We start from the raw sequence: 12,448 nt of genomic DNA, 5'->3' as shown, positions 1-12,448 counted from the left end.
TTATGATGGGGATGCCGGCCTGTACACGCACGGGTCAAGGGGCCGTCCGTTCCGACCGATCTTTGATGAATCAATAATATCGCCTGTATCCGTTCCGCGCCAGCCCCCTTGAGCATCGATCCCAAAAATGTCGGCGTTGCGATCCGGCAGCGGTGGCAAGCCGCCAGAACGCTGGAATAACATTGAATGATCAACTAACAATGGACCGGATCAGCCGTTGCTGACACATGATCGGGATGAAAGAAGACATATGAAACGGCAGGCCAGATCGGACGCGAGCCCGGCCAGCAGCGAGGCAGAGGGCAAGGTGCCGGGCGCGGAAAACGCGGTGCCGGCCCCCGCGAAGCTTGAGCTGCCGGGGTGGAATGTCGAGAATCTGCAATTCTCCACCTTCCGCGTGACCTTGATCGCCAAGGTGATCGACCGGCTGACCATAAGGCGGCTGGCGGAACGCGGGGAGTTGACCTATGCAGAATGGCGCGTGCTGGCCCGGCTGGGCACCATGCCCGAGGGCGGAACCGTGGGACAGGTTGCCGATCTGGCCTGGGTCGACCGTGCGGAGGTCAGCCGTGCGGCCCGGTCGCTGGAGGAGCGCGGCTATACACGGCGCCGGGAAAATCCCAACGACCTGCGCACCCCCATCCTCTATCTGACCAAGGCCGGGCAGAAGCTGTACAAGGCGACGCTGAAGGAACGCGTGGCCTTCCATGAATCGCTGCTGGTCGATCTGTCGGCGGAGGAGCGGGTGGTGCTGGACGAGCTTCTGTCCCGCATCGGCGAAAGATTGGCGCATCTGGTAAAGACGTAAGGGCGGGGTGATGTTGGATTTCAAACATCGTTGATCCCTCAATATAAAAGTTCATTGAACTATCAATGATTCGGTGATACCCCTGGCTCCCTGTATCGCCCGCCGCCGCCCATGCGCGCGCGGGCCGTTTCCGGGAGAGATATCGATGGTCGAGGTCTGCTGGCCGGGCGGTGTCCCGGCTATGATGCCTGCCGAGGATCGCGCCGACATCACCGAACTGTTTGCCCGCTATGCCTGGGGCCTGGATCTGGCCGACGAGGAGCAGGTGCTGGATACCTTTGCCGAGGATGGGGAGTTCGACCATCTCTGGCAGGGCAAGGCGCAGGGGCGCGACGCGATCCGCGCCCACCTGCGCGGCCTCTGGTATGACCGGCAGCACTGGTGGTTCGGCCGGCAGCACCTGTTCAACCATTTCATCATGGACCCGCGTCCGGAAGGGGCGCGTGTTCGCTGTTTCTTCCAGATCATCCAGTTCAATGCCGATTACGGCACCAATTTTGTCTTCGGTATCGGTACGCGTGATGACCGGCTGGTCAAACGTCATGGCCGCTGGAAGTTCCATCGCCTGCATGTCAATGCCTGGACAAAGGCGGATCAGGTGCCCTGGAAGGGCGAACGGACGATGGTGCCGCGTCCGCTCAACACGCCAGAGCCCGTCGATTGCCGGCCGTTCAGCGTGCAGTCGCAGGACCCCTGGTGATGCAAAACTCCTTCCGTGACCGCATCCGCGCCCTGGGCACAGAGTTTTCGGTGGCACAAATCCAGGGCTCCATGGCGCTGTTCGCCCCGATGCAGCCCCCTGTCGATGAAGCCCTGGTTCAACGCGACCTGTCCTATGGGCCGGACCCGCGTCACCGGCTGGACCTGTTCGGCGGCGGTGGCAATGCAAAGCGCCCGGTCCTGGTTTTCCTGCATGGCGGCGGATTTATCGGCGGGGACAAGGGGTCGCCCGGTGCGCCTTTCTACAACAATGTCGGCGCCTGGGCGGCGGCGCAGGGCTGGCTGGGCGTCACCGCCACCTACCGGCTGGCCCCCGCCCATCCCTGGCCGGCGGGGGCGCAGGATGTGGCGCGGCTGGTGGACTGGCTGAAGCTGGAGGCTGCGAACCATGGCGGCGATCCCGGACGCATCGTGCTGATGGGACAATCGGCGGGGGCGGTCCATGTCGCCTCCTATGTCGGCGGGCAGGGCTTCGCGGATCAGGCCGCCCGGTCCATCGCCGGGGCCATTCTGCTGTCGGGCCTGTATGAGGTGCCCAGTGCCGCCCGCAACCCCTATCAGGATGCCTATTTCGGCACGGACTCGACCCGGTTCGCGGCGCAATCCAGCATCGACGGGCTGGCCACCACCGGCGTGCCCTGCCTGTTCACCGTGGCGGAGAATGACCCGGTCGATTTCCAGCGTCAGGCGGCGCTGCTGGTCTTCCGGCGGGTGGCCGTTACGGGCAGGTGGCCGGATTTCCACTGGCTGGAGGGGCACAACCATATCAGCCCCGTCCACCAAATCCATTCATCCGTCGACACGCTGGGCCCCATCCTGGCCCGCTTCGTGGCACGGGCGACGGGGTAGCGTCGCCTTCTCGGCCACCCAGCGGGCCAGTTCACCATGCGCAGTTTTGGCCGCATCCTGCATGTACTCGTCCGACACGCTCTGCGCCGTCAGCTCGACACGCAGGCCGTTGGGATCGAAGAAATAGAGGGATTGGATGATGTGATGGTCGGTGATGCCGATGACCTCCACCCCCGCCGCCTTCAGGCGAGCCATGGCCTGTCCGACTTCGGCCACCGAACCGACGCGGAGCGCAATATGATTGACCCAGGCCGGGGTGTTGGGCGACGGTGCCGCCGCCACATCATCCCCCAGATCGAAGAAGGCGATATAGGAGCCGTCGCGCATCTGGAAGAAGATATGGACATAGGGGCAATATTCGCCCGTGCTGGGCACATGGTCGCTGCGCACGATATGCACCAGCGGCAGGCCCAGCAGATCCTCATAGAAATGCCGTGTCTCCTCCGCATCGCGGCAGCGCCAGGCGAAATGGTGAAGGCCCTGGATGGGAACGGGGGGCTGCATGCGCTGTCTCCTGGGTCAAAGCCGGTCGCACCAGCCGGCGATATGGTCGGCGACCGCATCCACCAGATGCGGCTGGCCGCTGAGATAATGGTTGCCGCCCTTGATGGCGTGACGCTCCACCCGGCCCTTCGCGGCCTCGGCCCAGGCGGCATTGTCGGACGGGAAGACCGACGGGTCGGCGGTATAGTCCAGCAGCAGCACGGGCACGCGGGTCCGCGCCAGGTTGGCGGGGCCGTCGCCCCGGCTGCTGGGCGACCATTGGCTGAGATATCCGGTCAGCGAGGTATAGCGCCCCATACTGTTGGCGGCGTAGTTCTGGGCCTGCGGCGGACCCCAGACGGTCGTGCCGGGGATACGGTCATTGGGGTCGATGGACGGGTCCAGGCAGCGCGGATCGGCCAGGGTGCGGTGGATGACGAAGGCCTCGTCCCGCATGCCGTCGGCGCGCGCCCGCAACTGGCTCAACCGGTCCCGGGCCCAGGCCTCGATCCCGGCATTGCGGGCGCGCTGGGCCGTGCGGTAGCGCTCCAGAAAGGCGGCGCTGTAGGGCGGGCCATTGTCCGGGTTGAACATGTCCAGTTGCGCGCAGGACGGCATGGGATCATGTTCATCCACCACGGCGGGATCGATCCAGGTATCCATCAGCCGCGACCGGCCCAGATGCGCGGCGGCCAGCACGATCCCGTTTGCCGGCGGAAGATCGTCGGGCCGCAGATCGACCGGGTCGCCGGCCGGCGTATCGGTGATGGTCAGCTTCTCTGCCTGCGCCTGATAAAAGGCGGACAGGGCCGCCCCGCCGGAATTGCCGATCAGGACCACCCGATCGAACCCCTGCCGGCGCAGCCAGGTCACACCGGCCCCCATGTCCTGGATTACCTGTTCCAGCAGCAGCACCGCGTCATTGCCCATATAGCGAGAGTTGAGCGCCAGGGTCGCGATGCCGCGCGCCGCCAGCGGGGCCAGCAGGTAATGGCCCATGAAATTGCTGGTCGGATGCATGATCAGGGCGGCGGTGCGCGCACCCGGCGGCCGGGCGAAGGCGCCATAGATGCGGGGCCGCAGCATCTGCAGCCCCGACTGGCTTTCCATGGCGGCACCCGGCCGCACATCGATCACCACCAGTTCCAGTGTCATCGTCTCCCCCTCTGGCTTTATCGTTCTATGGTTCTGCCGCACCGGGAGGCCCGGCGATGACGGCGCCCGGCCCCCCGGACAACCTGACGGTCAGGCTCTGCGCCCTGTCCGATGCGGTGGCCGCCATCGGCCGGCCGCGCTTCGACGATGCGCTGCTGGCCGCCGTGGCAAGGCTGATCCCCGTCGACCATTGCACCATCCTCTGCTACTCGCAGGCGGCGGGGCTGAAACAGGTGGGGGGGTCCAGCCTGCAGGACCGGGCGACGGTACAGTCGCTGGGCCGCGACTATGTTGCCGGTCTGCACGCGTTCGACCCGAATTTCGAAGAGCTGTCGCGCATATCCAGCAGCCGCAAGGTCATCTTCCGCCGGCATGACCCGGCCCGTGTGGCGATGCAGGATTATCTGCGCCGTTTCTATACGACCGTCGGCATCGTCGATAAGGTGTCCTATATCTGGCGCACCTCGGACATGGCCTTCTACCTGAATTTCTACCGCTCGCTGCGTGCCGGCACGTTCACCGACGGAGAAGTCGATCTGCTGTCCGCCATCACGCCGCTGCTGACCAGCATCGTGCGCCAACATTGCGCCCATTACATCGTGCAGTCGGACATCAATGCCGGGCGGACCCTGCCCTTCGTCGAAAGGCTGGTCGAACTGGCCGACGAAACCTTGAGCACGCGGGAGCTGGCCGTCTGCTGCCGGATCGTGCTGGGGTACCAGACGGACGGCATCGCCGCCGACCTGGGCGTGCGCCCGTCGACGGTGATCACCCTGCGCAAGCGTGCCTATCAGAAGCTGGGCATCGCGTCGCAGGCGGAACTGTTCGCGCTCTGCCTGCGCAATCTGCCACGTCTGATGCGCCCTGTATGATACCGGCATCACCATCAGCCCCGCAGCAGGGCCCATAGGGCCTGATCCCGCTCGGCGGTCCAGGGTGTGGGATGCTCCCCGCCCTGCAACTGTTCCAGCATGCGCGCCACATCGAAGGGCAGCACATGGGCAAAGACCGGCCAGTCGCCATAAAGCGGGGTCATGACCTTTTCTGCCGACTGGAAACAGGCTTTCAGATCTGCCCCCCGCGCATGGGCATTGGCGACCACATCGCGCAGAATGGTGAGGAAGCCCTGGGTGGCCGCGATGGCATCCTCCACCGCCTCGCGCGACCGCAGGGCGCCCCCCCGGCCCGGAACCATGGTGGTGGCCGGCAGGTCGCGCAGGCGGGCCAGCGTGTCGATCCAGTCGGCGACATAGCCATCGCCGGCATAGACGCCACAGCGGTTTTCCACCAGATCGCCGGAGAACAGCACCCCGCAATCCGGTATCCAGCAGATGGAATCCCCCGCCGTATGGCCGCGCCCCAGATGCCGGAAATGCAGGTCGCGGTCACCCAGACGCAAAGTCAGCCCCTGGTCGAAAACCAGATCGGGCCAGGTCAGGCCGGGGATTTCCTCCACGCCCCGGAACAGGCGCGGGAAACGACGTACTTCGGACTCGAAATCATCCGGCCCGCGTTCGCGGATCAAATCCAGCGTCGCCTGGCTGGCAATCAGGGCCGCACCATCGAAGGCCGACGCCCCCATCACCCGCACCGCGTGGTAATGGGACAGGAACACATAGCGCACCGGCTTGTCGGTCACGCTGCGAATGGCGGCCAGCATCTCCCGCGCCAGGGCGGGTGTCGCGCGGGTATCGATGGCCACGACATAGTCCGGACCGACGACAAAGCCGCAATTCGGGTCGAAATCGCTGATATAGCCATAGACGCCGCTGGCCAGTTCGACCAGTTGCGGGGTCTGCTGCGCATTGTCGGCGGCGGACGCAAAGGACTGGGTCACGGATCGTTCCTCCGGTGGGCAGCGGTATCCCGCGCCGTTGCAAGGCAGGAGAGCAGGACACCCTGGTCGCCGATCTGATTGGCCAGCAGCAGCACCAGCCGCGCGTTCAGCGCGTGGCTTTCCGCCGCCGACAGCCCGGCATGCGTATCCAGCAGCGCCTCATAAAAGGCGTCGGGGTCGGGAATATGGGGCGTGGTCCGCATCTTGTTTCCTCCCTGCATCAGGTGCGGCTGGTGGCACGCGCCAGGGCGCCGCGAACCTGTTCCACAGTCGCATCCGGCAGGCGGGCGGCGAGGTGCAGATCGGGGCGGATCAGCAGAACCTCACCCGGTGCCATCTGCAGGGTCTGCCGTTCATCGCCGCTGACACCCTGGACATGCAGGGGCCAGCCCTCATGGGACAGGTGGGACAGGGCACGGCCCAGCCCATCCTCCCCATCACGCGGACACCAGAGGGCCAGGAACCCGGCTCCCTCCCCGCGCAGCATGGCCCCCAGGGAGCGGCTGCCCAGGGCCAGATTGGGCAGGGCCTGTCCCGCCTCACCCGTGGTCAGGGGCGACCGTGCATAAGGGTGGGGCACGCACATGCGGCCCGTATTCAGCAGCAGGCGGGCAAAAGGATGATCGACCGCCAGATCCATCACGGCCGTGCGGAACATCCGCTCGACCTCCGTGCGCGGGGCCAGGAAGCGACCGGACCGGCGGGTGACGGCGATATTCTCCACCGCCGCCGGGCGGCGTTCGGCATTGTAGCTGTCCAGCAGCGTCTCCGGCGCCTGACCGTTCAGGACCAGGGTCAGCTTCCAGGCCAGATTCTCGGCATCCTGAATGCCGCTATTGCCGCCGCGCGCGCCGAACGGGCTTTTCACATGGGCGGCATCGCCGATGAAGAATACCCGCCCCTGCCGGAAATCATCCATCAACTGGGTGCGGTAGGCATAGGCGCCGACCCAGACCAGATCGAATTCCACATCCGGGCCCAACTGGTCACGCAGCCTTGCTGCCGCCACCTCCGGCCGGCTGGCCTGCTGCGGGTCGGTGTTGGGCAGCATCTGGTAGTCCATGCGCCAGACGCCATCGGCCATCAGATGCTGCCAGACGGCCCGGTTCTCATTGAACGGCGCCTCCACCCAGGTCCAGCGCTCAACCGGCAGATCTTTATGGAAGCGCACGTCGGAGATGCACCAGCGATCCTCCCCTAATTCCCCCCGCGTCGGCAGGCCCAGGGACTGCCGGACCGTGCTCGCATGGCCCGAGGCATCGATCACCCAATCGGCATGCAGGCTGTAGGCACCGTCGGGCGTTTCCACACTCAGGACGGCGCCATCTTCATCCTGGCGGATGCCGGTCACGCGGTTCTTCCAGCGCAAGTCTGTGCGGCCCAGTTCCCGGATACGGTCGACCAGGAACCATTCGACATAGAATTGCTGGATATTGATGAAGGGCGGTTGGGCCGACCGGCTGCCCTCGGCCAGATCGAACCGGTAGAGCGCGTCCTGGCCGCGCAGCACCTTGCCGACAGACCAGGTGACGCCCTTGTCACGGATACGCGGATAGATGCCCAGCCGGTCGAAAATCTCCAGGCTTTTCTGGGCGTAGCAGATGCCCCGGCTGGAGGCACCGCGCACGCCCACCGTGTCATCCTCGTCAAGGACCACGGCGGCAATGCCCCGGCTGGCCAGGTCGCAGGCCAAGGTCAGCCCAGCCAGACCGGCGCCGACGATGGCCACCGGATACCGGTGCCCCGCACTTCCCGACAATTCCGGCGGCCGCATATACGCATAGACGGGCAGGTCATAGCCCGTGGGTGACAATCCGGTCACGTCCCCCCTCCCGATTTTGGCGCCGGGTGTTTCCCCGGTTCGATAGGCCAACTATGCGGATGGGGAAGAAAAACATCTGTCCCCCTTATAGGGGACGTTGATGTCAGCTGTGGGCAGGATCGTCGCGCCGCTTCCAGACCCGCTTGAAAACGGTGGCGCGGATACGGCTGAACCGGCCGTTATCGATGTTGTAGAAGGCGAAGCTGTTGATATACATCCGGTCGCCCTGACGCATCGGGCCAGAGGTGAAGTCCGGCACATCGGTAACCGCCAGGAATTCGGATTCCAGTTCGGCGGCCAGCAGGGTCTCACTGGCGAAACAATCCAGCACCGTGATGGTGCGCCGGGTGACACTGCGCACACCGGTATAGAAGCTGACGATTTCGGCACGGCCGCGCAGTTCACGGCCATTGCCGATGGTCAGGCGAATGTCTTCGGCATAGTAGGAACAGGCGGTTTCGAAATCGCCATCATTGAAGGCGGCGATATAGCGGGCGAAGGCGGTGGTGGCGTCGGGCAATGTCATGGGCTGGCCTTGTACGGGGCCGACCGGATGCGCGCGAAGCGGCCGTCGGTCATGTCGATGATCGTGAAACTGACCCAGCCCCGTTTCTCTCCCTTTGCCAGGGGGCCTGCGGGATGATCGGGCGCATCCTCCCGCGCCCGCAGGGTCCACCGGAGTTCCGCCGCGATCCGGCCCGGACGGTCGACATAGTTCAGGATTTCCAGCCGCAACGCGACGCGGCGATGGAATGCCAGCGCCGCGTCGGCCGACCGTAAATCCATCTGATCGTCGGTCATGTGCAGCGCCGGCGCGTAGAAGGCCGCCACGCCCGGCAGGTCGTCACGGTTCAGGGCGTCGATATAGAGGTCGAACCGCTGGCGCTGGCTGATATCGGTCATGGCTGCGGCTCCGCCCGCCGGTCACAGCACCGCGTAATAACGAAACAGCGAATGGTCGGGATCATCCTCCGGTGTCACTTTCGGCCGGCGCTGGCCCACACCCACGATCACGGTTCGGTTCAGCCATTCATGTGGCCCGTCCGGTGCGCGGAAATAAGGTGTGCAGCGGAAATAGGACGTCAGCGGCTTGTAACCCGGCCGTTGCAGGGGGCCATGCACATAACCCAGGTTGCGGATATAGATCAGCGCCCCGTCATCGGCCTGGATCATGTAATGCGCGTTCAGTTCGACCACGCCGTCGGTGCGGACCACGGGCCAATCGGCGCCGCTGTGATCCACCAGCTTGCCGTTCAGGCGCGGACCGCTGACCGTGCATCCCTCCCCGACCGAGGTGTAGCCATGGTTCGGCCCGCCCGGATGGATCGCCCCCGTCATCCAGCGGCGATCGAAATTGATGCGGATGTCGAACACATGCTCGTGCCGCAAGGCCAGCGGATGATCGTCCGTCATGGTCATGTCCTCCCGTCATTCATTGAGAAATCAATATTATCATCGATCCACCCTTGCAAGGGGGTGATTTTCAATTATGATGATTAATCAATGAATGATCGGCCGCGCGACGAGATGGGCGCGGATAGGGCCGGAAAACATGGGACGGAGACGGGCATGCCCGATAGTTTCGAATTGAAGATGATACCGGGCCGGGACCCGGCGACGAACCCCTATAAGCCACCGTTGCCGCCAAAGGATTATGCGCGGATCGTGGAGGATGGGCTGGTCTTTGAACGCAACCTGCCGGTCAGGATGCGCGACGGCGTGACCATTTATGTCGATCTCTACCGCCCGGAGGGGCCGGCCGGCGAACGGGATTTGCCCGTGCTTCTGGCCTGGAGCCCCTATGGCAAGCACAGCAAATCCGCCAATCTCTGGCCGCCGGCAGGGATCGAGGAGGGCTGGAACTCCCGTCACACGGCATTCGAGGCACCGGACCCCGCCTATTGGTGCCGCCATGGCTATACCATCTGCTATCCCGACCCGCGCGGCGCCTGGCTTTCCGAAGGGGAGCTTCGCCATAACGGCATTGGTGAGGGGGAGGATTGTTACGACCTGATCGAATGGCTGGGCGTTCAGCCCTGGTGCAATGGCAAGGTCGGGATGACGGGTGTCTCCTACCTCGCCTGCATCCAGTATCTGGTGGCACCGCTGAAGCCGCCGCATCTGGCCGCGTTGAACCCGTGGGAAGGGTTTTCAGACTGGTACCGGGAATTCGCCTGCCATGGCGGCATCCGCGAGACCAACTTTGTCGATCGCGCGACGATGAGCCTGAACTGGTCCACAACACGCACCGAGGATACGGCCGGCAATGTGAAGGCCCATCCCCTGATCGATGCCTATTGGCAGAGCAAGGAACTGGACCTGGAGGCGATCGACCTGCCCACCTTCATCGTGGCCAGCTGGTCCGATCACGGCTTGCACACGCGTGGCACGCTTGAGGCCTATAAACGGATCGCGTCGGACCGGAAATGGCTGCTGGTGCATGGCCAGAAGAAATGGCGGCATTATTACATGCCGGAAAATGTCGCGTTGCAGCGCCGCTTCTTCGACCAGTTCCTGAAGGGGCAGGATGCCGGCGTCCTGCAATGGCCGCCCGTATGCATCCAGGTGCGCGAGGCCGGCAGCGATGGGGCGTTTCGGGACGAGGCGGCATGGCCGCTGGCGCGCACCCGCTATCAGCCGCTTTATCTGAACGCGGCCGATGGCACGCTTGACCCGTCCCCCGTGGCACGGGAGGCGGAAACGCGGTACGACGCCGTGACTGGGCGCACGACCTTCGATATCGTGTTCGACAGGGAAACGGAGCTGACCGGCCATTTCAAGCTACGCCTGTGGATACAGGCGGACGGGGCCGACGATATGGATCTGTTCGTGGGACTGGACAAGATCGGCCGCTCGGGTGACCGGGTGCCCTTCACCTTCTATGCGCTTTACGATGACGGGCCGCTGGCGCTGGGCTGGCTGCGCGCTTCCCATCGGGAACTGGACATGGACAGGTCCACCCCCTGGCAGCCTCTTCACCGTCACGACCGGGAGGTGCCTCTGCCGGAGGGAACGCCGGTTCCGGTGGAGATCGAGATCTGGCCGACATCTGTGCGCTTCGCGGCGGATGAGGGGCTGCGCCTGACGGTGCAGGGGCGCGATATCTATGACCAGGATCGCTACGGGCTGGCCTTCGCGCGACATGAGGATTTGCGCAATCGCGGACAGCATGTCGTGAAGACGGGGGGCGTCTATGATTCACACCTGCTGGTGCCCCTTATTCCCGCTGATTGAATGCTTCTGCCACCCTGCCTGCGACGCTTCTGTTTGATAAGGAAACACCATGACCGAAACGCATCCTTTCGCCCCGCGTTTTGAATTCGCCTTTTCCATCGGGATCACGCTGACGAAGCCCCATTGGCTGCGCCCAACGACGATGGGGGCGACGCGTGCGGCCATCTATGCTGCCGACGGCACCGTGGAAGGGCCGGGCATCAAGGGACGCGTTGTGCCGATGAGCGGCGGGGACTGGCCGCTGCTGCGCCCCGACGGTGTGATCGATTTCGATGCCCGCTATCTGCTGGAACTGGATGACGGCACCGTCATCTATCTCCAGAACCGGGGTTATCGATGGGCCTACACGCCGGAGGTCGCGGAACGGCTATCCCGTAATGAGCCGGTGGACCCGTCAGAATATTATATGCGCGTCTCCCCAAAATTCGACGTACCTGCAGGCCCCCATGATTGGCTCGCGAAGCACGTCTTCGTGGGGATAGCGGAGAAAATCCCCGGCGCCAACCGTATCCATTACTTCAAACTTTTATAGCATAGCCGATCCATCCCAAGCCTCGACCGACATGGTAGGTTTCCTCAAGGGGGCAAAAGCATGGGATGGGTTGGTTGTTCAGTTCCGTGGAGGGATGGTGCGGGTTCATCCTGGACCGCTCGGGTTCGTTCGTCCATGATTTGCAGATAAATTCCCATGGCGTCAGTCCGCGGAGCGTCTTGAGCCGGCGGGCGAAATTGTATGCAGCCACGAAGGTAATCAGGTGCTGATCGAACTGGTGGTGGCTTATCCTTTGAAGAAGGCGATCAGATGACGCGGGCTTCGTCGCGCAGCTTGGATACCAGCTCGGCGACAGAGGCGACCTTGACGCCACCCTTGCGCTTGGGCGGCTCCACCACCTTCACGGTGGTCAGGCGCGGCGCGATGTCCACGCCCAGGGCACCCGGCTCCACCATCTCGATCGGCTTCTTCTTGGCCTTCATGATGTTGGGCAGCGAGGCGTAGCGCGGCTCGTTCAGGCGCAAATCGGTGGTCACCACGGCCGGCAGCCGCAGTTCCACCGTCTCCAGGCCGCCATCGATCTCGCGCGTCACGGCAACCTTGCCATCGCCCGGTGCGACCTTGGACGCGAACGTCCCCTGGCCCCAGCCCAGCAAGGCGGCCAGCGCCTGGCCCGTCTGGTTGCTGTCATCATCAATGGCCTGCTTGCCCAGGATCACCAGATCCGGCGCTTCCTTGGCCACCGCCAGCGGCTGCACCTCGGCATCGGTCTGCACCAGGATGCCGCGGTCGCCACCCATGGCCAGCGCCGTCCGGATCGTCTCCTGCGCCGCCACCGGCCCGATCGACACCACCACGATCTCCGAAGCCTTGCCCGCTTCCTTCAACCGGACCGCCTCTTCAACCGCGATCTCGTCAAACGGGTTCATCGACATCTTCACATTCGCAAGCTCGACACCGCTCGCGTCGGGCTTCACGCGGATCTTGACATTGTAGTCAAGGACACGCTTCACGGCGGCTAGGACTTTCATTCGCTCCATCTCCCGG

At 64.3% G+C, this 12,448-nt stretch carries 15 protein-coding genes and 1 pseudogene; 6 read left to right on the top strand and 10 right to left on the bottom strand.

Translation table 11 applies throughout. The features are described 5' to 3' along the window. The first annotated feature begins 250 nt into the window (after nt 1-250). The 3 genes from AC1Q7F_RS24130 to AC1Q7F_RS24120 all read left to right on the top strand — a co-directional run bounded on the left by AC1Q7F_RS24130 (nt 251) and on the right by AC1Q7F_RS24120 (nt 2,377). Complete coding sequence (locus AC1Q7F_RS24130) at nt 251-808, top strand: MarR family winged helix-turn-helix transcriptional regulator (protein ID WP_492511090.1); 558 nt, start codon at nt 251-253, stop codon at nt 806-808. A gap of 145 nt (nt 809-953) precedes the next feature. Further along, on the top strand, nt 954-1,508 hold the full coding sequence (locus tag AC1Q7F_RS24125; RefSeq protein ID WP_492511089.1) for a nuclear transport factor 2 family protein: 555 nt from the start codon (nt 954-956) through the stop codon (nt 1,506-1,508). Further along, nucleotides 1,508-2,377, top strand: a complete 870-nt coding sequence (locus AC1Q7F_RS24120) for an alpha/beta hydrolase (protein ID WP_492511088.1) — start codon at nt 1,508-1,510, stop codon at nt 2,375-2,377. The genes AC1Q7F_RS24125 and AC1Q7F_RS24120 overlap by 1 nt, the downstream gene beginning before the upstream one ends. Here AC1Q7F_RS24120 and AC1Q7F_RS24115 read toward each other — a convergent pair. Both AC1Q7F_RS24115 and AC1Q7F_RS24110 read right to left on the bottom strand, forming a co-directional pair. Continuing rightward, nucleotides 2,318-2,881, bottom strand: coding sequence for a VOC family protein (locus AC1Q7F_RS24115; protein ID WP_492511087.1), 564 nt, complete (start codon nt 2,879-2,881; stop codon nt 2,318-2,320). The genes AC1Q7F_RS24120 and AC1Q7F_RS24115 overlap by 60 nt on opposite strands. Before the next feature lie 15 nt (nt 2,882-2,896). Continuing rightward, complete coding sequence (locus AC1Q7F_RS24110; RefSeq protein WP_492511086.1) at nt 2,897-4,015, bottom strand: alpha/beta hydrolase family protein; 1,119 nt, start codon at nt 4,013-4,015, stop codon at nt 2,897-2,899. Between the two features lie 56 nt (nt 4,016-4,071). On the opposite strand from AC1Q7F_RS24110, the gene AC1Q7F_RS24105 reads away from it, so the two are divergent. After that, nucleotides 4,072-4,887 carry a helix-turn-helix transcriptional regulator gene (locus AC1Q7F_RS24105; RefSeq protein WP_492511085.1) on the top strand — a complete coding sequence of 272 codons (816 nt, stop codon included), beginning with the start codon at nt 4,072-4,074 and terminating at the stop codon, nt 4,885-4,887. Between the two features lie 14 nt (nt 4,888-4,901). Here AC1Q7F_RS24105 and AC1Q7F_RS24100 read toward each other — a convergent pair whose 3' ends face one another. From AC1Q7F_RS24100 to AC1Q7F_RS24075, 6 genes are all read right to left on the bottom strand, one after another. After that, nucleotides 4,902-5,852: an MBL fold metallo-hydrolase gene (locus AC1Q7F_RS24100; protein WP_492511084.1), complete on the bottom strand. Its 951-nt coding sequence runs from the start codon at nt 5,850-5,852 to the stop codon at nt 4,902-4,904. Next, on the bottom strand, nt 5,849-6,055 hold the full coding sequence (locus AC1Q7F_RS24095; protein ID WP_492511083.1) for a DUF2783 domain-containing protein: 207 nt from the start codon (nt 6,053-6,055) through the stop codon (nt 5,849-5,851). The genes AC1Q7F_RS24100 and AC1Q7F_RS24095 overlap by 4 nt, the downstream gene beginning before the upstream one ends. 17 nt (nt 6,056-6,072) lie before the next feature. After that, nucleotides 6,073-7,674, bottom strand: a complete 1,602-nt coding sequence (locus AC1Q7F_RS24090) for an FAD-dependent oxidoreductase (RefSeq protein WP_492511082.1) — start codon at nt 7,672-7,674, stop codon at nt 6,073-6,075. 103 nt (nt 7,675-7,777) lie between these two features. After that, the gene (locus AC1Q7F_RS24085) at nt 7,778-8,200 is read right to left on the bottom strand and encodes a nuclear transport factor 2 family protein (RefSeq protein WP_492511081.1); all 423 of its coding nucleotides are present in this window, start codon (nt 8,198-8,200) and stop codon (nt 7,778-7,780) included. Further along, on the bottom strand, nt 8,197-8,577 hold the full coding sequence (locus AC1Q7F_RS24080) for a nuclear transport factor 2 family protein (protein WP_492511080.1): 381 nt from the start codon (nt 8,575-8,577) through the stop codon (nt 8,197-8,199). The genes AC1Q7F_RS24085 and AC1Q7F_RS24080 overlap by 4 nt, the downstream gene beginning before the upstream one ends. Nucleotides 8,578-8,598: 21 nt before the next feature. Beyond that, nucleotides 8,599-9,087 carry a DUF3237 domain-containing protein gene (locus AC1Q7F_RS24075; protein WP_492511079.1) on the bottom strand — a complete coding sequence of 163 codons (489 nt, stop codon included), beginning with the start codon at nt 9,085-9,087 and terminating at the stop codon, nt 8,599-8,601. Nucleotides 9,088-9,243: 156 nt separating this feature from the next. Between AC1Q7F_RS24075 and AC1Q7F_RS24070 the strand changes: the two genes are divergently transcribed. Both AC1Q7F_RS24070 and AC1Q7F_RS24065 read left to right on the top strand, forming a co-directional pair. Further along, on the top strand, nt 9,244-10,908 hold the full coding sequence (locus tag AC1Q7F_RS24070) for a CocE/NonD family hydrolase (protein ID WP_492511078.1): 1,665 nt from the start codon (nt 9,244-9,246) through the stop codon (nt 10,906-10,908). Nucleotides 10,909-10,957: 49 nt separating this feature from the next. Continuing rightward, the gene (locus AC1Q7F_RS24065) at nt 10,958-11,440 is read left to right on the top strand and encodes a DUF3237 family protein (protein WP_492511077.1); all 483 of its coding nucleotides are present in this window, start codon (nt 10,958-10,960) and stop codon (nt 11,438-11,440) included. Here the strand turns inward: AC1Q7F_RS24065 and AC1Q7F_RS24060 are convergent. Next, a pseudogene (locus tag AC1Q7F_RS24060) lies at nt 11,427-11,687 on the bottom strand (hypothetical protein); the annotation flags it as partial. The gene AC1Q7F_RS24065 and the pseudogene AC1Q7F_RS24060 overlap by 14 nt on opposite strands. Before the next feature lie 19 nt (nt 11,688-11,706). Continuing rightward, nucleotides 11,707-12,432, bottom strand: coding sequence for an electron transfer flavoprotein subunit beta/FixA family protein (locus AC1Q7F_RS24055; RefSeq protein WP_492511076.1), 726 nt, complete (start codon nt 12,430-12,432; stop codon nt 11,707-11,709). Between the last annotated feature and the right edge of the window lie 16 nt (nt 12,433-12,448).

The organism is Niveispirillum sp. GW835-FHT14G11, assembly GCF_058793615.1.
Note: the sequence above shows the minus strand (reverse complement) of the source record. Positions and strands in the feature narration are given on the sequence as shown.